11 protein-coding genes and 1 pseudogene are annotated in these 22808 nt (G+C 41.7%); all 12 read left to right on the top strand.

Annotation, left to right across the window (positions count from 1 at the left end; genetic code table 11):
- The first annotated feature begins 127 nt into the window (after positions 1–127).
- A complete protein-coding gene (gene uidA, locus BC643_RS05965) occupies positions 128–1996 on the top strand; it encodes a beta-glucuronidase (RefSeq protein WP_170154471.1) in 1869 nt (622 codons plus the stop codon).
- Positions 1997–2170: 174 nt separating this feature from the next.
- Positions 2171–4438 (top strand): beta-glucosidase BglX, encoded by a 2268-nt coding sequence (gene bglX, locus BC643_RS05960; protein ID WP_120272226.1) that lies wholly within the window; start codon positions 2171–2173, stop codon positions 4436–4438.
- Between the two features lie 93 nt (positions 4439–4531).
- Positions 4532–8335 (top strand): beta-galactosidase small subunit-related protein, encoded by a 3804-nt coding sequence (locus BC643_RS05955; protein WP_120272225.1) that lies wholly within the window; start codon positions 4532–4534, stop codon positions 8333–8335.
- Between the two features lie 46 nt (positions 8336–8381).
- Positions 8382–11675: a glycoside hydrolase family 2 TIM barrel-domain containing protein gene (locus BC643_RS05950; RefSeq protein WP_120272224.1), complete on the top strand. Its 3294-nt coding sequence runs from the start codon at positions 8382–8384 to the stop codon at positions 11673–11675.
- A 96-nt stretch (positions 11676–11771) separates the two neighbouring features.
- Complete coding sequence (locus BC643_RS05945) at positions 11772–15404, top strand: glycosyl hydrolase (RefSeq protein WP_170154470.1); 3633 nt, start codon at positions 11772–11774, stop codon at positions 15402–15404.
- Positions 15405–15465: 61 nt separating this feature from the next.
- Positions 15466–17235 carry an alpha-L-rhamnosidase-related protein gene (locus tag BC643_RS05940; RefSeq protein WP_120272222.1) on the top strand — a complete coding sequence of 590 codons (1770 nt, stop codon included), beginning with the start codon at positions 15466–15468 and terminating at the stop codon, positions 17233–17235.
- Between the two features lie 8 nt (positions 17236–17243).
- On the top strand, positions 17244–18566 hold the full coding sequence (locus tag BC643_RS05935) for a family 43 glycosylhydrolase (protein ID WP_120272221.1): 1323 nt from the start codon (positions 17244–17246) through the stop codon (positions 18564–18566).
- Between the two features lie 131 nt (positions 18567–18697).
- Positions 18698–19174, top strand: coding sequence for a methylglyoxal synthase (locus BC643_RS05930; protein WP_120272220.1), 477 nt, complete (start codon positions 18698–18700; stop codon positions 19172–19174).
- A gap of 222 nt (positions 19175–19396) precedes the next feature.
- Positions 19397–19825, top strand: coding sequence for a DUF2141 domain-containing protein (locus tag BC643_RS05925; RefSeq protein WP_120272219.1), 429 nt, complete (start codon positions 19397–19399; stop codon positions 19823–19825).
- A 296-nt stretch (positions 19826–20121) separates the two neighbouring features.
- Entirely contained in the window at positions 20122–20676 is a 555-nt protein-coding gene (locus tag BC643_RS05920) for a Crp/Fnr family transcriptional regulator (protein WP_211337995.1), read from the top strand.
- A gap of 78 nt (positions 20677–20754) precedes the next feature.
- Entirely contained in the window at positions 20755–21999 is a 1245-nt protein-coding gene (locus tag BC643_RS05915) for an NAD(P)-dependent oxidoreductase (RefSeq protein WP_120272218.1), read from the top strand.
- A gap of 118 nt (positions 22000–22117) precedes the next feature.
- Positions 22118–22363: pseudogene (locus BC643_RS23595) on the top strand (transposase); the annotation flags it as partial.
- Positions 22364–22808: the final 445 nt, after the last annotated feature.

Raw genomic sequence — 22808 nt, 5'->3', positions numbered from 1 at the left:
GCGTGCTGAATTCGATTTTTAATTGTGGGTTTTTTGTTGAATATCAGTATTTATAGTAGCCTGAAATCCCATTGGGGTATAGTCCCATTGACTAGACACTTGCTTAACCTAATTTAAACTTATGCCTATGAAATTGAAATCTACATTTTTATTGTTGTCTCTTTTAATTGGAATGGAGATGTTTGCCTCAGATTTTAAAATTGCAGATCCTAAGGATATTGCTCTTCGACCAATTCAAAATAGCCAAAGGAATATTCTGGACTTATCCGGAGTTTGGAAATTTAAAAAAGATTCCACCAATATTGGTGAACAGGAATATTGGTTCAAGGGACTAACCGACTATCGTTCAATTGCAGTACCTGGCAGTTGGAACGAACAATTCTCAGACATGCGTGATTACATGGACTGGGTTTGGTATGAAACTGAAACTTACGTCCCTTCCAGTTGGAAAGGACAACATATATTTATCCGCGTCAATGATGCAACTTATGCTGCCAAGATTTGGATTAATGGCAAACCGGTTGGTTATCATGAAGGATGTCATCTTCCTTTTGCATTCGATATTAGTTCTTTTATAAATTGGGATGAATCCAACAGGATTGTTATTCAAGTTGAAAATCAACTTTCACCGGACCGTGTCCCGACCGGAAATGTTTCCGGAGGGTCATTCGAAAGCTTCCCAAAAGCGAATTACGACTTTTTCCCTTATGCAGGTTTGAATCGCTCCGTATTACTTTATTCTGTCCCAACAGATCGAATCAAAGATATTACTGTAATCCCTGGTTTGGAGGAGAAAATGGGCTTGATGGATATCGTAGTTGAAACGACCGATAAAGCCGCAAAAGGGAAAGTGATCATATTGGGAGACGATAAGAACATAGAGGCTCCCTTTAAAGTGAAAAACGGGAAAGCAGTAGTGAGTATAAAGATTCCAAACGTTCGAATGTGGGATTTGAACGATCCCTTTCTTTATTCGGTGAAAGTTATCTTGGGAGATGATCGTGATATCAAGGATCAGTATGAGTTGAAAACCGGCGTTCGTACGGTCAGCGTTGATGATAAACAAATTCTACTAAATGGTAAGCCGATATTTTTGAAAGGGTTTGGGAAGCATGAAGATTTCCCGGTATTAGGTCGTTCCAGCTCAAATTCACTTGTTGTAAAAGACTTGGAACTGATGAAGTGGGTAGGTGCCAATTGTTATCGAACAACACATTACCCATATGATGAAGAGAACTACTACCTGGCAGATCAAGAAGGTTTCTTAATCATTGGAGAAACACCAGGAGTTGGTTTATACTTCACGGGAGATAAAGAACAACTAGACAAGAGACAAGCGGCGATGAAACGATACATTGAGGAAATGATCCTTCGAGATAAAAATCATCCCTCCATTGTTATGTGGTGTGTCGCTAATGAGCCGAATGAGATTGCTCAATTAGGACAGGCAACGATCATCGCGAAAGAAGAAAAAGAGCAAGCATATCTTGAATTTGAGAAATTGTTTACCCAGGTTCGCGAGATGGACAAAACTCGTTTGGTGAGCTATGTCGGTGTAATGATGGGACCGACCAATTGGTTTGCACTGACAGATGTAATCTGTATTAACCGTTATTGGGGCTGGTACTCAACACCCGGAAATATTGAACAGGGGGCGAAAACCATCAGTTTAGAAATTGACAGACTCCACCGAAAGTTCAACAAACCGGTTATGGTAACAGAATTTGGAGCTGATGCATATGCCGGATTTCATAGTGACCAACCGGAAATGTTTACAGAGGAGTATCAAAAGGAATTGATAAAAGCATACCTGGATGTGGCAGATTCCAAAGATTTTGTTACCGGTATGCTTGTCTGGAACTTTGCGGATTTTAAGACCAGCCAAAACTTGATTCGTTTTGGTGGCTATAATCTCAAAGGAGTGTTCACACGGGATCGTCGACCCAAAATGGCCGCTCATTACTTAAGAGAAAGATGGACAGAACATAAGGATTAAATTGATCCTGTTAGGCTGAATTAGATGCGTAATTGATCCAGCTTCCGAGCTGTTTCAATACGCTTTTAATCAGGCTTTAAGGGCGATGGAGCCTTTCTTTTATTAAAAGTCTTTCTGATACAATAAAAAAACAGAATCAGAACTAGTTTCAACGAAACATTAAGACCTCAATCTATGAAAGCAAATTTTTCTGCGTCATTATCGGCAGTTGTGTTACTAATCTGTTTTGCCTCTTGTGTTAACGAACGAAAACCGCAGGACAAAAAGAACGAGTTCATCACGGCGTTAATGAATAAAATGTCGGTTGAAGAGAAAATCGCTCAACTAAATCTGGTGACGCCTTCTGCGGGAACAGGACCTTTTAAAACCAAGAGAGTCATGGAAAAACTAAAGGAAGGATCTGCTGGAAATATTTTATCAGTGATGGGATCCGTCGAAAGGATTCATAAAACAGCATCTCTCGCTGATAGTACCAGATTGAAAATTCCCTTCTTCATGGCTCTTGATATAATTCATGGCTATAAAACAATCTTCCCGATTCCCCTCGGGTTGTCTTGCTCCTGGGATACCGTTCTTATTGAGAAAACTGCTAGAATCGCCGCTATCGAGGGGACGGCAATGGGCTATAATCAAACCTATTCTCCCATGGTGGATATTACCAGAGATCCTCGTTGGGGGCGTGTAATGGAAGGTGCAGGTGAAGACCCTTATCTGGGAAGTCTCGTTGCGCGGGCAGTTGTTAAAGGCTATCAAGGGGATGACTTGACTGACGAAACCTCGATGATGGCTTGTGTAAAGCATTTTGGTCTGTATGGAGCTTCTGAAGCGGGACGAGATTATAATACTACGGACATGAGCAGGCTAACCATGTTTCAATCTTACCTTCCACCATACAAAGCCGCTATAGACGCAGGGGCTGGTAGCATCATGTCATCGTTTAATGATATTGACGGGATCCCCGCTACAGCTAACAAGTGGTTGCTTACGGATTTATTACGTGATAAATGGGGCTTTACTGGTTTTGTTGTTAGTGACTACAACTGTGTTCAGGAATTAATTGCCCATGGCATAGCCGGTGATTATAAAGACGCAGTAAAAAAAGCAATAGATGCTGGTCTGGATATGGATATGGCCAGCGAAGGTTATTCGACCTTTTTAAAAGAATTATTGGATGAAGGTGAGATTAAAATAGAGGAAATCGATCAGGCTTGTAGGAGAGTTTTGGAAGGGAAATATGATCTGGGACTATTCGAAGATCCGTATAAAAACTATGATCCGGAAAAACCAGCAAAAGTCACATTGACTGACGAAAATAAAGAAGTCGCAAAGCTGGCGGTATGTAAATCAATTGTCTTGCTGAAAAATGATAATAACACGTTGCCTTTAAGCAAGAATGCTAAAATCGCATTAATCGGACCCTCTGTTAATGACCAGTTTGAAATGTTCAGTATGTGGTCTCAAACAGGGGACAAGCAAAGCGTTATAACGATATTTGACGGGATTCAAAAACTGAATGAAAAGGTAGTTTGTGCAGATGGTACATTTTTTACCGATGATCCGGATTATTTAAAAAACTACGGACGGTATGAGGATGCAGAACAGCTGCAAATGGAAAAAGACGCCATTCAAATAGCCCAAAAATCAGATGTTATCGTAGCTGTATTAGGAGAGTCTATCGCGATGTCAGGAGAAGCGAAATCAATGACCGATATATCGCTTCCCGGTTGTCAGGTAGACTTGTTGAAAAAATTGAAAGCTACCGGAAAACCAGTCGTCCTGGTGTTACTCAATGGGCGGCCGCTTACATTGGGAGATAACCTCCAATATGCAGATGCTGTTTTGGAGGCATGGCGACCAGGAACAATGGCCGGAGCTGGCTTGGCTGACGTATTGTTTGGCAATTATAACCCCTCGGGTAAGCTAACCATGACGTTCCCGAGATCACTAGGACAGATTCCTATTTATTATAACCATAAGAATACAGGAAGACCATATACAGAAGGAGAGAAAAGTGCTTTTAAATCCCGTTATCTCGATGAAAAGAATGATCCGCTATTTCCTTTTGGCTATGGACTCAGTTATACAACTTTCGATTACAGTGCCATTTCTTTAAGTGATACATTGATTGCAGGGGAGAATAACAATTTGGTTGTTAGCGTTGAAGTTTCAAATGTTGGGGAATATGCAGGAGAAGAAACGGTCCAGTTGTATTTAAATGACCCGGTTGCTTCAGTTGTTCGCCCAGTGAAGGAACTGAAAAAATATCATAAAGTATTTTTAGAACCAGGGGAAACCCAACGGATTAACTTCAAAATATCTCCGGATGATCTTAAGTTTTATAACTCTAATCTACAGTGGGACTGGGAATCTGGAAAATTTATTGTTTACGTCGGAACGGATTCGGAGGAAGTAAAAACTGCATCCTTTGTTTGGAAAAAATAAAAAGTTCATTGGTTTTAGTTAGTTAGAAAAGAGGTGGGGAATTAAAATGACTCATCTCTTTGTACTCTTTTTGAAAACATTCTTAGCCATAAAATGAAAAGACAGTTGCTCCTACTTATCGGAATTATTTCGAACCTCTATGGTTTTTGTCAAAGTACAGGTTATCTGCATAATTTGTCAAACTACATTGAGAATATTAATGTGTTAGAGGAAGGTCAGGAGAAAGCTCATGCGTACCATATCCCCAAAGCACATTTACTTCTCAATGGAAAATGGAAATTTACCTACAGTGATACACCTTGGGGTATTCCGGACGATTTCTATAAAATGTCTTTTGATGACTCTGCATGGGACACGATTAAGGTACCCTCTAACTGGGAAATGGAAGGGTTTGGCGACAAATTCTTTCGGAATGTGGGGACTGGTTTTCCCTTGGGACGAATGGGGCGTCGAACTTCAGCCGATAGCCACAAGTCGACAACATTAGATGACGACTATGTTCCGGTAAAACCGGGAGAGGTACCTTACGAGTGGAATCCAACTGGTGCCTATCGAACCTCTTTTGAGATGCCCTTAGATTGGGATGGTAAAGAAGTATTCTTGCGCTTCGAAAAAGTTGCTTCGGCTTCATTTGTTTGGGTAAACGGGAAACAGGTAGGGTATAACGAAGGATCTCATGAACCCTCCGAGTATAATGTTACCTCTTACCTGCAAAAAGGGAAAAACACGATTGCCATTCTTGTAACCAAGTTTTCAGACGCGTATTATTTAGAGGGGGTTGATGCCTGGAGATTAGCAGGGATATTTGACGATGTTACCGTTTTTGCAACTCCGAAGCAGCGGATATTTGACTGGCAGATTATTACTGACCTGGATGATTCGTTTATAGATGCCGATTTGTTGCTTGATGTAGACGTTAAAGGTTATGATACTGCGAAAGAGAAATTTCAAATAAAAGCAACATTAACAAGAAACAATCAGGAAATTTTTTCTTCAGCCAGCTCGCTATTTGTTGTGTCAGAGGATAGTATCCAAACAGTATCGTTTAAAGAGTTTGTTACTAATCCAAGGAAATGGACATCAGAAACGCCTGATTTGTACAACTTGACGATCGAACTGTTTGATCAGTATGGTTCTATGGTCGATGCATTGGATACCAGGATTGGTTTCAAAGAAACACAAATTGTAGGAAATACATTTTACTTGAATGGGGTTCCTTTGAAGGTAAATGCTATCAACTCTCATATGCAACACCCGGAAATGGGGCATTACGTCGATGAAGAGACAATTCGCAGGGATTTAGAGCTGTTAAAGCAATTCAATTTTAATGCTGTTCGTACATCACATTACCCTCCCACAAATAAATACATAGAATTAGCTGATGAGTACGGGCTCTTTATTATCGACGAAGTCAGTGATGAGGCTCATCAATCTCCCTATTTATCGGGAAAGAGTGATTTTGTTGAGATGTACAGGGACAGGACCCGTAAATTAGTTCTTCGTGACAGAAATCACCCTTGTGTATTATTATGGAGCGCTGGAAATGAAAGTGGTGAAGGCAAAAATATAAATGAAGTAGTCAAACTAGGAAAGGAACTTGATCCCACCAGGTATTGGATGTACGGTGGAAATGCACCGGTTCATTCAGCGGAAGATATTATTGGTCCGCGCTATCCAACACCAATAGAGTTGGAAATGCACATCGGCTTAAATAAAGAGGATAACAGACCCTCGTTTATGGATGAGTATTTGGCCGTTACAGGTAATGGCGGTGGAGAACTTGACGAGTATTGGAGGGTTATTTACAGCCATTCAAGACTAATGGGCGGTGCCATCTGGGATTTTGTGAGTACAGGTGTAACTGAGCCGATTCGTCGCTTGGATGACCTTTCAGAATATAAAACCCCAGTGCACATTATGGGAAATGCCAAATTGGTAGATGGCAAGAATGGTAAGGCGATTGACCTAAATGGTCATGACCAGTGGATCGAAGTTTACCGGGCCGAAAATACGGAGATATCAGGCGATAAATTGTCTCTCACACTAGATGTTTTTCCTCGAAATCTCGCCCGATTAGGTGGCTATTATATTACCAAAGGAAATAACCAGTTTGGAATAAATCAGAAAGGGAAAAATGAACTGGAGTTTTACTTATTTAATGGAGAACGGCAAGTCGTTACAGCACCATTGCCAGATGACTGGGAATATCATTGGCATAATATAACTGCGGTATATAACGGCACCGAAATGAAACTTTATATCGATGGTGAGGTGAAAGTTTCCAAAGTTACTACCGGTGCTATCGTGAATTTACCTTTTCCATTAAATATTGGAAGAAATGCAGAAAAACACGGCGACGGCACTTCTGAATACATCTGTGATGCGTTGATTGATAACGTGGGTGTTTTTACCAAGGAAATAAATCCGTTTTCTACGATAGACAAGAGTGATGCTGATTTATGGCTGGATTTTGAAAGCGAGTCTCGTGAAGGTAATTTTTATAGCTATGGAATCGGGGCTAGAACATATGGTGCTATTTGGCCCGATAGAAAGCCTCAGCCAGAGATGTGGCAGATGAAGAAAACCTGTCAGCCCTTGGCATTTGAGCTGATAGACAAAGAGAAAGGCGTTATTCAGGTCTGGAACCACAGCCATTTTCTAAATGCTTCGCACTGGGAAACGACCTGGACACTCACAGAAGACGAGAAAGTATTGCAATCAGGGAAACTGGATTTGAATATAAGGCCTCAGGAACGCGGAAATATTACCGTTCCCTTCAAGAGACCGGCTGTAAAAGCGGGAAAGGAATACCGCCTGAATATCAGTTCTTGTTTGAAAGAAGATGAACTCTGGGCACCCACAGGCTTTGAAATTTCCTGGGAACAGTTTGAATTTAAGGATTGGTACCAAAACAATGCTGTTGCAAAAAAATCGCACCATGAAGTTTCGCTGATTTCAGACTCCACTTATTTCATTGTTAGGGGGAAAGATTTCAGTTACAATTTTGATAAGAAATCAGGGGAACTGGTTTCATTGAAAATAAATGGTGATGAACTTTTGAGGTCTCCACTCCGGCTAAATGTATGGCGAGCACCTATTGCCAACGAACTGGACTCATGGAATAGCTCCTCCTTTAAGAATTCAGGGTGGAAAAGTGAATACGGTGATGTCATCGCGACTGAATATTATTCGAACGGGCTTCATAACCTGAAGCATTATCCACTGGAAGTTAGAGCTACAGAGAGCAATGGAAATGTGTATATCTATGCGCGTGAATTTGTTCTTCTAAATGGGGGTACATTGGAATTTGCACAACTGGACAAGTATATCATGGGCGCAAAATACAACGGTTTCGAGAATATCTATGAATATCGAATCAACGGCGACGGTGAAATAAATATCGAACATAGCTTTCTGCCTCAAGGAACGATGCCTCAATTTTTGCCTCGTGTCGGGCTTACACTAAAATTAAACAATCAATTCAGTCAGGTGGAATGGTATGGCCGTGGCCCTCAGGAAAACTATCCGGATCGCAAAACTGGATACAAAGTTGGTATCTATAGCTCGACGGTTGAAGATATGTACGAACCCTACCTCATTCCGCAGGAGAACGGGTTGAGAACAGATAATCGTTGGCTCGAAATCGCTGACGAAAAAGGAAATGGATTGAAGTTTTCAATGGATCGGTATTTCAACTTTAGTACCTCAATTTATTCCACCGAGAATCTTACTAAAGCGTTGTATACCTATCAACTTGAAAAAGATAGTGCAGTGACTGTGAATTTAGATTATGCCACAACCGGTGTTGGAGGAACAGCCAGGGGCATTTTAAATGCATACAGGGTTTATCCTACAGGGTACCACCGGGAGATTACAATAAGCCCTTTGAGAAAATAGTACGAAAACAAAAATAGAATAGTTAAATGTTGGTGGAGGAAAAATTATGAAGATAACAAGCAAAAGTGTATGGCTCCTTGTCGTTTGTTTATTGATTGGTATTGTTAGCCGAGCACAACAGCCTGATTGGGAAAATGAACAAGTTATTGGGATTAATAAGGAAGATGGTCATGCATTTTATGTGCCTTTTGCAGATGTTGACGGTGCATTAACCGCTTATGCAGAGGCATCTCCGTATTACCTGAATTTAAATGGTACGTGGAAATTCAATTGGGTAAAAAGCCCGGAGTTAGCACCGACTGAATTCTATTTGCCCTCTACCAATGTAAGCTTTTGGGACAACATCGACGTGCCTTCAAATTGGCAAATAAAAGGTTACGGAATCCCGAACTATACAAATAGTACTTATCCTTTTGCACATGATTTTAAAGTTAATCCTCCCTATGTAATGGGAGCAGACTTGCCTGCTGAATTCACGAAGAACGCGCTGCCAAATCCAGTAGGTTCCTATCGAAGAGACTTTGAGTTGCCGGAGAATTGGTCTGGACGTCAAGTTTTTATTCATTTTGATGGCGTGCAAAGTGCAATGTACGTTTGGGTAAACGGTCAAAAAGTCGGTTACAGTGAGGATAGTATGACTCCGGCGGAATTTGATATTACCAAATATTTGAAACCTGGAAAAAATACCCTCGCAGTTCGAGTTTATCGTTGGAGTGATGGTAGCTACCTGGAGGGTCAGGATTTTTGGCTATTATCCGGTATTTACAGGGATGTGTTTTTATATTCGGTTCCGAAAGTTCATTTGTGGGATTTTTTCGTGAATACCGATTTTGATCCTGAATTTACAACAGCAACAATAAGTTCTACACTTCAGTTTCGCAATTTTGGTGGAAAGGGAGATTATCAGTTGGATGCACTGCTGCTGGAGAAGGGACAACCAAAGGAAAAGGCAAAAAAGCTGTATTCCACGCCAGTAAAAAACGTATCGTCAAAAAAGGGACTGACAATCCAATTGACAACAGACTTCAAGGATTTTAAGCTTTGGTCTGCTGAAGTCCCTAACCTGTATGATTTACTCTTTGTTCTAAAAAATACTCAAGGCGATACAACAGAAGTGTTAGGCACAAATTTGGGCTTCAGAAAGATCGAGATCAAGGATCAGCAGCTGTTTGTAAACGGCAAAAGTGTGCTGTTGAAAGGGGTCAACCGGGTAGAGACCAACCCCTGGGGAGGACGGACAATGAGTAAAGAATTGATGTTGACGGATATTAAACTCATGAAACAGTTTAATATGAATGTGGTCCGAACTTCACATTATTCTAACGATCCGCAATGGTATAACCTGTGCGATGAATATGGAATGTATGTTGTCGCTGAAGCAAATGTGGAATCTCATGGTATGGCTCGTAATGAGGAGGACAGGTTAGGAGATGTGGCCACTTGGAAAAAAGCTCATGTTGACCGCAATGTGCGTTCTGTTCAACGCGATAAAAACCACCCGTCCATTATCATGTGGTCAATGGGGAATGAGGCAGGACATGGACAAAATTTTGCTGCATGTTACCAAGCGATCAAAGCGATCGATCAATCCCGGCCGGTCCACTATCAAGGAGATAACGAGCATGCAGATATCGAGTCGGAAATGTATCTCACCTTGGGAACACTTAAGCGGAAAGCGAGGGATAAAGAGACGAACAAACCGTTCTTTCTCTGTGAATATGCACACGCCATGGGCAATGGTCCAGGTTCAGTAAAAGATTACGTTGATCTCTTTGAAGAATATCCGCGACTCATCGGCGGTTGCATTTGGGATTGGGTAGATCAAGGAATAGCAAGACCGGTTCCCGGAAGTCCGACACAAGAATATTTCGCCTATGGTGGTGATTACGGAGACCGCCCGACTCGCTGGAACTTTTTGATGAATGGTTTGACAACACCCGACCGTCAGGTGACACCTAAAATGTATAATGTCAAGAAATGCTATCAATATATTGGTATAAAACCAGTCGACTTGACAAAAGGCACGATTGAGATTACAAACAAGTACCAGTTCCTAAACTTAGACCAGTTTAAGGGCTATTGGGAATTGACAGCTGATGGAGTTGTTATTCAAAGTGGGGATTTGCCTGCTATTGATCTGGAGGGTGGTAATCAGACACATGTGTCAATTCCGGTTGAAAAACCAGCGATCAGACCGGGAGTAGAATATTTTTTGAATGTCTATTTCGCATTGAAATCTGATGAATCCTGGGCTCCTAAGGGACACGTTATTGCATGGGAGCAAATGGAGTTACCCTATGAGAAAGCGAGTCCCGAAACGCTTCGTCTGAAGGGGTTTGGAAGCATTCATGTCACAGAAATGGGAGATGACGTCATTGTAAATGGGAAAGTGTTCTCAGTGACATTCAATAAAGCAGTTGGCACAATCACACAATATTGGTACGGGGCTACAAACTTAATTGAAACGAAAGCCGAGGCAATCTATGGAGTCCAACCGGAGGCTGAAGTAATTTATACGGACACAACGACGGATGAACTTGTGTCCGGGCCTCAATTAAATTTGTATCGAGCTCCGACCGATAATGATTTGTCAAATGGCAGGGGAATAGCGAATTCCTGGAACAAAAATAAGCTTGAAACTCTGAAGCCTAAAGTTGAAATGTTTGCTTACACCCAGGTAGATGATCAACAGGTAGAAATACAAGCCACTGTAAACTATGAGACAAACGCGGGTTATAATGCGCTGACAAAAACGACTTTCACCGTATGGGCCAATGGATCAATCCGTGTGAAATCGCACGTTGAGCCTGATAACAGCGGAAAACTGAATTTACTACCGCGAATTGGACATGTCCTGCAAATGCCGAAAGGATTCGAAAACGTTGGTTTCTTGGGAGCTGGCCCATTTGAAACTTATAACGATAGAATGGAAGGATCGACTGTGGGGCGCTATCAAATATCTGTAACGGACATGGAAGAATTCTATGCTCGTCCTCAAGAGATGGGGAATCGATCAGATGTAAGGTGGGCGACATTCACGAATAGAGATGGTGTTGGTTTAATGCTTGTTGCAGACAGTGCTAATTTCAATTTCAGCGCTTTGCACTATCGTGCAACAGATTTGAACAAAGCAAACTACCCTTATCAATTGCATAAACGACCGGAGACAATAATTACAATTGATGTCGCACATCTTGGATTGGGAAGTGCGGCTTGTGGTCCTTCTACTTTGAGCCAATTCCAGTTAAAACCCTCACCACATGATATCGTCTATGAATTGAGACCATATGATGTTCGAATGGGAGATGCTGATGATTACGGCAGATTGAAGATTAAGTGATTGATTAATTCGTTTGAACGACAGTTGATTGACGCAACTTGGAACTAAGTTGTTCCTAAAATAGACCAGGTGATGAAAAGAAGAGATTTTATAAAGTTGACAGGTAGCGCAGGTGCTGTTTTTTGCCTGTTGACACCCCAATCAATAAAGGCCCTTACTGATGGTGACTATGCGGGACTTGAAAATAGTTTTATCAATCCACAGAGGTCAGTCGGACCCTGGGTGGTTTGGCATTGGACATCGGCCAATCAGACCAAAGAAGGTGTTATAAGCGACTTGCAAGGAATGGCAGAGGCAGGTATTGCTGGTGCGACATTATTTAGCTTTCCTACTGGCGGAATGGGATCAGGTGGTGGCACAGTAATCGATAATCCGGCAGAGCCGTTAACTCCTGAATGGTTTGATTTGATTGACTTAGCCGTTAATGAAGCGGATCGCTTAGGATTAAAATTAGCCATTCAGATTAGTGCAGGATGGGCAACCGCTGGAGGTGATTGGATTCCTCCTGAGCTTTCTCAACAGCAAGTTGTATGGAGCGAAACCCTGATTCAGGGAGGTCAAACGTATTTAGGTTCACTGGAACGTCCTACCCGAGGCGAACCAATCGGTGGACACGGGATAGCCCAACCAGAGATACCAGATAGTTGGAACAATTACTACCGGGATTTGCATGTTTTGGCTTTTCCGGTACCACAGGACTGGTCGAAAACAAGCTTTACCGAAAATGCTAAAATAACATCGAACCTGCCGGTAACTGATTTTGAAAAATTAGGATCGCCAGACAATCGGTCTGTCGTCCTGAAATCGGAAAAAGAGGGATACATTCAATTTGAATTTGAAAATCCTTTCACCTTGAGGGCAATTAAAGTCGAATCAGGTAGTTATAACTTGCCAGCTCACACGATGGAGATCCAGCAAAGTAACGATGGCGTTACCTTTGCAACAATTGGTAAGTTGGATGCTATGTTGAGTGGCTTTCAGACCCAATTGACAGAATTAACTCATGTTGTTCCTCAGTCGACTGCAAAATTCTATAGACTGGTTTATACCCCGAAGCCTCCAATTAATTATGACGAACACATGGTCGGCGCATCATTCACCTCCGGTGGTTTTGGAGCCAGGCCGTATGGTGAACCATCCGGATTTGTTGATCTTTCAAAAATGGTCGATGACTTGAGTATTGCCTCTGTTTGCTTATTGAGTCAAGCAACAGTTCATCATTGGGAGGCAAAAACAGCGATGACCTGGGGCAAAAGTCGACGCGTCGCCAATGCCGAAATGCCTGCTAGTGCTTGCATCCCACTTGATGCGATTATTGATTTGACAAATGAGATGCAGGAAGACGGAACGCTTAATTGGAAGGTACCTGATGGTGAGTGGAAGATTATGCGTTTCGGTTACACAACAATGGCACGAACCAATGGACATGGTGTCGGGCAGGGGCTGGAATCAGATAAATTTAGTCGGGAGGGAGCACGAATTGCCTTCGAAGGGTGGTATGGACGAATACTTGATCATGTTGGGCCACGAATGGCCGATAGTGTCGTTAAAATGCTCAACATCGACAGTTGGGAGTGTGGTTCACAGAACTGGTCTCCAGTATTTAAAGAAGAATTTGAAAAACGTCGCGGGTATAAAGTGACAAAATACTTACCGCTGATGACCGGTATCCCGGTGGAGAGCGCCGAAGTTTCAGAAGCTTTTTTGTATGATATTCGTCGCACGATTGCCGATTTAATAAGTGACAATTTTTTCGATGAAATGAGGACTCTGGCACATGCTAAAGGTTCCCTGGTGAATACCGAAGTTACGAACCCTACCATGACATCAGATGGAATTCTGGCATACAAAAACGTTGATGAAACTTCCAGTGAGTTCTGGTGTGAGAAATGGAACTGCTGGAAGCCGTGTGATATCCGGGATGCGGCATCAGGAGCTCGTGTTTACGGTAAGCAGATCGTTATTGCAGAAGCCTTTACCGGAGGAGGAGATTGGCGAGAGCATCCCTATGACCTGAAGGCGTTGGGCGATATGCACTATGTCGATGGCGTTAACCGAATGATGATTCACCTTTGGGCAGCACAGCCATATCCGGATCGGAAGCCCGGAGCGACAGGAGCAACGGGATTGTATTTCAATCAAAATACAACCTGGATCAAGCCGGGGAAGGTTTGGCTCGACTATATGAGAAGAGTACAAGCTTTGCTTCAATCCGGAGTTGCCACCTGCGATGCACTTTACTTTATTGGTGAGGAAATACCAGCCCGAGCATTAATTCCCCCGAAATACGGATCTTTTTTTGTCACAGAACCGGCCTTGCCAGACGGATATGATTATGACTCGATAAATCAGGATGCGTTATTATCGCGTGCCAGGGTCGAAGAAAATAATATTGTTTTACCCAACGAAGTTCGCTATCGGGTTTTGGTATTACATCCTGATACGAAGTTGACTCCTCAATTGGCAAGAAAAATCAAAGCCTTGATTGCAGAAGGTGCACAAGTTGTTGGACCCAAACCAACTGGTTCCATTACGCTGGAGGGTGGAGTGCAGGCACACGAAGAGGTGCTGTCTATTGCAGATGAAGTCTGGGGCGATCTGGACGGTGTCTTACGTCAGGAACGGACCTATGGCTTAGGGCGTATCTTCTGGGGAATGCCAATGGTAGATGTGCTAGACCGGATGAACCTTTCTCCCGATGTGTTATTTCTAAATCAAACAGAGACGTTGTCGGGGAACCCGTTTCGGGCGACAGCGAATCAACCGGTTGGATACAATCCAACTGCATATGGGGAAGATCGTAAAGGTTGGGGCCTCATGTGGAACCACAGAAGCAACGACGGGAAGGACTTCTATTTTCTATCCAACCAGGAACAGATGTTGATTTCGACAGAAATCAGCATTCGTCAGTCGGGGAGAATTCCCGAGTTTTGGCATCCGGATTCCGGTCAGATAGAAGATGTCCCGCTTTGGCGTGAAGAAAATGGAAGGACGATTATCCCACACATATTTCAACCGGCTGAATCTGTTTTTGTGATGTTTAGGCATTCGTCAGCTAAGACTAATCAATTGGTTGATATTATTAGCCCGAATCAAGGAGCTAAAACTAATCTACAGATAGATGTTCAAGCTTCAAATATCAATGTTTGGGCGAAAGAAAGTGGAAGCTGGATTTTGGAAAAGAAAAACGGAAATCAACATGAAGTCAAAGTTAATAAGATAGATACGCCTGTTGCTGTTGAAGGAGAATGGGAAGTTCGGTTCCCATTGTTAACAGGAGAGGAACGTGTTACAGAACTAAACTTGGGGTCGTGGACAAATTCGGAAGATGATGAGATTAAACATTTCTCAGGAACTGCGACCTATCATAAAACGATCGATTTAGATGAAGCTTTATTCCGAAAAAATAAACGCATTTTCCTGGATCTTGGAGAGGTTCGTAATTTGGCTCGGGTTAAGGTGAATGGTCAAGACCTGGGGGTAATCTGGAAGCCACCCTATTGTATTGAAATGACAACGACAGCTAAGCCTGGTCTAAATATTATCGAAATCGAAGCTACGAATACCTGGCATAATAGGCTGGCTTATGATGCAGGCCTACCTAAAAAGGAAAGACAAACCTGGGTTGCCTGTGGAATCCGAAATGGTGGGATTAAAAAGAATGCCGAATTAGTGCCGGCGGGAATTCTAGGGCCGGTCAAAATTAGTAGTTGGATTAAGGCAAAGTAGTCTGAGCCTGTAGTCAGAAAATAAGTTTGCAAAGAGCAATAAGAACAAAACCGTCAGTAAAATGAATAAACTAATCCTATCAATAGCATTAATCACATTTAGTGTGATCAGCGCTATTGCCCAGATTCCTCCGGTTTTTAACCAACAGGACTCATTGAGAATTCGAAAATCAAAATTGTCTCAACTATACATTAGCCCGAAGAGAATTGTTTGGACTTCTGATCCGTCAGGCAGAAAAGTTAAGAACGCTAATTCATTGCTCAATACCGGCGTTGGACAAGCCGATCTGAACAAGGGTGACTTTTTAATGCTTGCCAATCGGGGCGTCGAAACAGAGCAGGGATTGATTATTGATTTCGGGAGAGAGATACAAGGAGGTATTGAAATTGTCACGACAATAAGCAATTCAAGTCCTGCCGGTAGAATTCGAATAAGATTAGGCGAATCTGTTTCCGAAACAATGTCAGAAGTCGGGATTGATGGGGCGACAAACGATCATGCAATTCGTGATTTCATTGTTACAATTCCACGACTTGGAAGGACGGTGGTTGGGGAATCAGGTTTCCGCTTTGTACAGATTAATTTGGTTGATCCAAATTCCAGGATACAGATCAAAGAAGTGAACGCTGTGATGAGTTATCGGGATATTCCATATAAAGGTTCATTTACTTGCAGCGATGACAGATTGAACGAAATCTGGATGACCGGTGCCTATACCGTACATATGAACATGCAAAATTACCTGTGGGATGGTATTAAACGAGACCGGTTGGTATGGGTCGGGGATATGCATCCGGAGGTAATGACTATTAATTCGGTTTTTGGTTATAATGAGGTTGTACCTAAAAGTCTGGACTTTGTGCGAGATGGAACTCCTTTGCCCAAATGGATGAACAACATCAGTTCGTATTCTCTGTGGTGGATATTAATTCAACGCGATTGGTATTATTACCAGGGAAATCTGGAATACCTGAAAAAACAGGAAGACTACTTGGTTAATCTGCTTGGTCAGTTAACTCGGAATGTTGATGAGAACGGGGTTGAACAAATGGAATCAGAACGATTCCTGGATTGGCCTTCCAGTGAAAATACTCAAGCGATTCACGCCGGTTTGCAGTCCCTGATGTTGATGGGTTTTAAGGCAGGAGAGCAACTGTGCAATGCTTTGGGGAATAAAGAAACCGAAAAGCTATGCCAAGAATATGTTGCGAAATTGAAGCAGCATGTACCCGAAATGGCGGACTCGAAGCAGGCCGCAGCCCTCTTGGCTATCTCTGGATTAGTATCTCCATCGAAGGCAAATCGTGAGATTTTATCACAGGATGGCGTTCACAAAATGTCGACCTTTTATGGATACTATATGCTCATCGCTCGTGCAATGGCTAGTGATTATCAAGGGGCAATTGACAATATTCGAGAATATTGGGGAGGGATGCTTGACCTCGGAGCAACGACCTTTTGGGAAGATTTTGATATTGATTGGATGGAAAATGCGGCCCGAATAGACGAACTTGTTCCTGAGGGTAAAATAGATGTTCACAAAACATACGGTGGTTATTGTTACAAACAATTTCGTCACAGCTTCTGCCATGGGTGGGCATCTGGTCCTACTGCCTGGCTTACAACATACGTACTTGGAGTAAATGTTTTAGAGCCAGGTTGCAAAACAATTAGGATTAGTCCACATTTGGGTGACCTCCAGTGGGTAAAAGGGAGCTTTCCAACGCCTTATGGTGAGTTGTACATCGAACATCACAAAACAGCTAATGGAGACGTGAAAACTACCTATGATAAGCCAAAGGGCATAAAAGTGATTATTGAAAAAGAATAAAACCTCACATGAAATATCTGATTTCCCTTTGTGCCCTGCTTTTTATCGGTGCAGCAGTTAATGCTCAAAATCCGATTGTACCACCTGGCATTTATATTGCTGATCCCTCTGCGCGGGTTTGGAAGGACGGTAAATTGTATGTCTATGGCTCTTTGGATGAAAGTACGACATATTATTGTTCCTATAAGTATCACGTGCTGTCAACTTCAGATATGGAGAATTGGGAGATGACACCTGACGTTTTTAATTCTCGTGGCGATAGCGACCAGGTTTCCTATTCGGACAAAGAGTTATATGCACCTGACTGCGCGCATCAAAATGGAAACTACTATCTCTATTATTGCCAACCGGATAGAAAGGGAGCAGAGGGGGTAGCTGTGAGTGATTCTCCGACCGGCCCTTTTGTGGATGGGAATAAGATGGATTTGAACGGAATTGAACAGATTGACCCGGCAGTTTTCATTGATGATGATGGACAAGCCTATTACATGTGGGGACAATTTGAGGCAAAAATTGCCAAACTGAAAGATAATATGATGGAAATTGATACATCGACCATTGTCGAGAATGTATTGACCGAAAAGGAGCATCATTTTCACGAAGGCAATTTCATGTTTAAGAGAAATGGAATCTATTACATGGTTTATACAGATATGAGCCGTGGTAATCGCCCAACATGCCTTGGCTATTCAACAAGCAGATCTCCAATGGGGCCATTTAAATATGGTGGCGTAATTATTGATAACGATCATTGTGACCCGGCAACGTGGAACAATCACGGTTCAGTGGTCCAATTTGGAGGGCAATGGTATGTCTTTTATCACCGATCTACCCACAACAGTCGTATGATGAGAAAAGCCTGTGTCGAGCCCATCGGATTCAACACGGACGGGAGTATCAATGAGGTAGAAATGACTTCGCAGGGAGCAGGGGCCCCCCTTAGTGCATTTGAACAGATTGATTCAGAAAGAGCTTGTTTGTTGTATGGAAATGTACGTATTCAGCTGTTTGAACCGGGTAACGAAAAATTAGCGGAAATACACAACACGGACAATGTAGCGTACAAATATGTTGATTTTCAAGATGGAGCTGATGAAATAACACTTCGGGTTAAACCTTTAAAAAACGGGGGAACTGTTATTGTGCGTTCCGATCAACCTTGGGGGCCGATAATCGGGATGGTTAAAGTGCCCGGAGAACTTGATGGCCAATGGCAAACAATTACATCAAAAATGAAAGGTACTAGTGGAGTACATGCTATTTGGCTCGGGTTTTACGGGGAAGATACTCAATTGATGGATCTTGACTGGCTAGTATTTAATAAGCATTGAGTATTCGTATCTGGTTGTATAAGATACAGATGCTTTGCTTCTATGACCCTTTTTCGTCGCAATAATCTTATACACAAAATAAGCGCGAGGGGCATTGTCTTGACTGCGATGTTGCGCACTAACTGATTTATATGAACAAGAACAAAAAAAAGAAAACAATTGCTTTGGTTGCACATGACAACCGCAAGGCGGATTTGGTAGATTGGGTCGATTACAACTGGAAAGAACTGATATTCCATGACCTTGTCTGCACCGGTACTACAGGAGCGATGGTTGAAAAAGTACTACAGGAGAATTGCATGCTGGCGAATACAGTGCCTCCCCAAGTAACTCGGTTAAAATCGGGTCCACTCGGTGGAGACCAACAACTTGGAGCATTAATATGTGAGCAAAAGGTAGACATCCTGATTTTCTTGTGGGATCCGATGCAGCCTCAGCCTCACGATGTTGATGTAAAAGCACTCCTTCGTATTTGCGCACTGTACAATATTGTAACAGCAACCAACAGATCGACAGCGGATTTTGTTATTTCTAGTGAATTGTTTCACCAGGAATATAAACCATTGGTTAAAGATTACTCCGCTTATATAAAACGAGTCATTAGTTAGTGAAGATGACTTAGCACCTTCTTGATTGTATTCTGGAAGGTGCAACCGGATGCAGTGCCGAACTTCATTTTGCTACAGATAAAAATAAGAATGCTACGCTAGTGACACAACGGCATTAACACGCTTAACTAGGATTGTGTCGCAAATATTTCACCGATGTAAAGGGAGAGATGGCGGATTCTAAAATCACGAATCACGAATATCAAATCAAAACTTCTTTAAATGAAAATAATAAAATACCTTTTCTGTTTTTGTTTTATTTTGCTGGCTTTGAGTAACTATGCTCAATCACCTGTGTTGAAGCTTATCGTTCCCAATGTCGAATCAGCACAGGGGGATTTGCAGGTTAGTATTTTTAATAACGACAAAACTTTTTTGAAAGAAAAAGAAGAATACCGGATTTATAGGTTTAAAGTAGAGAAAGACAGTGACGTATTCACAATTGATGATTTACCTCAAGGGGAATATGCAATGATAATATTCCACGATAAAAATAGCAATAAGGATCTGGATCGTTCATTCCTGGGGATACCGAAAGAGGGATACGGTTTTTCAAACAACATCAAACCTCATCTTTCAGCTCCCGATTTTCGGGATTGTTGTTTTTCCTTAGTCAAAGACACGAAAATAGAAATTGAACTGTTATATTGATTGGTAATGTCTTTACAGTGTGCTCCATTTCTTTTGGATCTCTTTTTTTTCCTTTGTTATTTCGTCAAATGGTTTGGGGATCTATCTGGCGATGACGTTTTGATTCATCCGATATCAGCCTATTTCTATTTTTAGTTTTGAGTAAAGGGCTTCTTATTTTGTCGTCCGAAATTTGATCTTCCATTTAGCTTTGTGAGGAGGTGTTAACTTTTCACATATTGGTCGTGTTCAGAGGTGAAAATGAAATTGATATGTTCTATTTTTGATTCTTTACAAATGATGAAAAAATCTGGATAATGTTCGATAAGCTTCTAAATTCGATAAGCGAAGATAGATCGATGCGGGATCGGTTGCAAAATATACTTGTTGAAAAAAAGGTGCCTCCGAAAACAGTTTTGTTACATGAAGGAGACATTGCTAATGAGATTTATATCGTCAAAGAAGGCTGTCTTCGAGAATGGTTTAATAAAGATGGGAAAGATATCACCTTCCAGTTCTTTTTCGAAGGAAAGCCCGTTGCATCCATTGACAGTTTTGTCAACCAAAAGCCTAGCCTGTTTACAATTGAAAGCATTGAACCATCGACCCTTATTTCATTAGAACAGAAAGAGTTTAATAAACTGTTGGTTGCATCCCCGGATTTTAAAGACAGGTTTCAAGAGTTTATTTTTCAACGATTCAGTGACTATGGACAACTTTTCCTTTCAAGGATAAAAGATTCTCCAACTGAACGATATGAGGAGTTGATTAAAACGCATCCAGAAATAATCAGACGCATTCCCCAACATTATATAGCATCTTATTTAGGAATTACTTCGGTATCACTGAGTCGAATAAGAAACAGACGATAATGACTTCTTAACAATTGTTATCGTCCAAATTTTTTGGGGAACTGATCTTTGTGCTGTAATTTTTAAAATAACAGCATTATGAAACTATCGTTATTACTATTGGGTTTGTCGATAAAGATGAAAATGGCAAATAAGAACAATGATCTTTTTCGTCAACGACTAAAAACCAGAACCGGATCAATACTAATTAGAACGGCTGATCGTAGCGTCGGACGACTGTTTACATTTAGCAAAGGGCACATATTCACTAAAGCAGAAAGGTTCGGAGATGCAGATGTGCAAATGGTGTGGAAAGATGTTAACGTCGCTTTCAAAACCATGACCAGTAGCGATCCGCAAGCATTATTCAGGGCAATGGATAATGGAGACGTAAATATGGTGGGGGATTTGTCAGTAGCACAGTGGTTTAGCTTGTTAATTAAGGCACTTAAAGCCGGTGAAACGAAAGCAAGGGACGAGAAATCCCCAAGAGTAGCCATGATTGGGCTCGGTAAAATGGGGAAAGGTATAGCCGCTAATATTCAAGCAGCAGGATTTGAGCTGGTGGTTTATAATCGTACGAGCAATAAAGCCATACCTTTTGTAGAAAAGGGAGCCATATTGGCAAAAACGCCGTCTGAGGCGGCCAGTCTTGCAAATATAGTTGTCACCTCTCTGATGGACGATGAATCGGTTCGGAATATTGTCAATGCAAAAGATGGTATCCTGGCGGGTTTAGCAAAAGGAGGAATTCACCTTTGCGCAACGACTATATCGCCGGAACTATCCAGGGAATTGGAGGAAATCCATCGTAAGCATGGCAGCCATTTTGTTATGGGGGCAGTCGTTGGAAGACCAGATGCTGCAGAATCCGGAGAACTGCTTACTTTAATGGCAGGTGAAAAAGAATGTATTGATCAATGTAGGGAGGTATCTTCAGCGTATTCAGCTGCAACACTTGTGATTGGAAATGACCCTTGGCTTGCGAACTATGCGAAATTATCAGTTAACTATTTTGCCGTATCTAATATGGAGTTGATGGGGCAATTATATGCTATGGGGGATGCAACAGGCATCGGTCGGGCATTTTACAAGCAAATATTTGAATCCAGTTATTCAAACCCGATACTCAAATTTTATGCGCAAAAGATTATGGATCGTGAATATCAGGAAAATGTTGGTTTTGAACTTTCGGGAGGGCTTAAGGATGTAAAACTGATGCTTAAAGCATCGAACGCAACGTCTTGTTCTTTGGACTATGCTCCCATCATCATTTCTAAAATGGAGCAAGCTATCGAGTCGGGCAATGAACATTGTGATTGGTCTGTATTTACGAATATATAGACAAGAAAAAGAGAATGATTGTCGTATTTTTGGGCGTAATTTCACTCTGTAGCCTTAGCTGAAAATAGGACAGTTTAAAATTAGACAAATTAGTAATTTTAAGCAGTCGAAAATCAAGATGAAAAAAGTCAGATTTACAGAAAGTCAGATCTCCAAGGTCTTAAAGGAGTTTGAAAGCGGCATTGATACCCAAGTGCTGTGCAGAGAATATGGCGTCTAGAAAGCCATATTTTACAACTGGCGCAAGAAGTATGCAGGTATGGATTCTTCACAACTCAGGCGTTTAAAAGAGTTGGAAGAAGAGAATCGCAAACTCAAGCAGATGTATGCGGATCTGAGTCTGGATAACGTCATGCTAAAAGACTAGTTCATCAGCGATCTCATTGGTGTATCCCTTCACATAGGACAGTTCTACTAGTTTCTTCTCATATCCTTTGTCAAACATCATTCTATTAAGACATAATGTAGGTAAATAGATTCTACTTAACCTACCGTCCAGTCAAATGTAGCAGTTCCAAAAGCCCAAAGAGAGGGTAGGCCGACTGATGAAATAATAAGATAGGCTCAGTGGCGGAAAGAAAATTTCATTAAACGATAAATTTCATTATTATTTTCTGTTTGGTTAGCCAAAGAAAAAAAAGCGAGCTATTCAAGTTTCTCGCTTTTAGGTTGATACATTTCTTAAAAGTGGAGATGCCGGGATTCGACCCCTTGTCCATACTCACAATCGTACCATACAGGAATTGAAATGAGCTTTCGTTGTAACTTGTCACAACCTATACAGTTTTACAACAAGCCGAGGCTTTGGC

The sequence above is a fragment of the Mangrovibacterium diazotrophicum genome, assembly GCF_003610535.1.
In the GTDB taxonomy this organism is placed as follows: domain Bacteria; phylum Bacteroidota; class Bacteroidia; order Bacteroidales; family Prolixibacteraceae; genus Mangrovibacterium; species Mangrovibacterium diazotrophicum.
The sequence above is the reverse complement of the archived record's forward strand: the minus strand, read 5'-3'. Positions and strand labels throughout refer to the sequence as shown.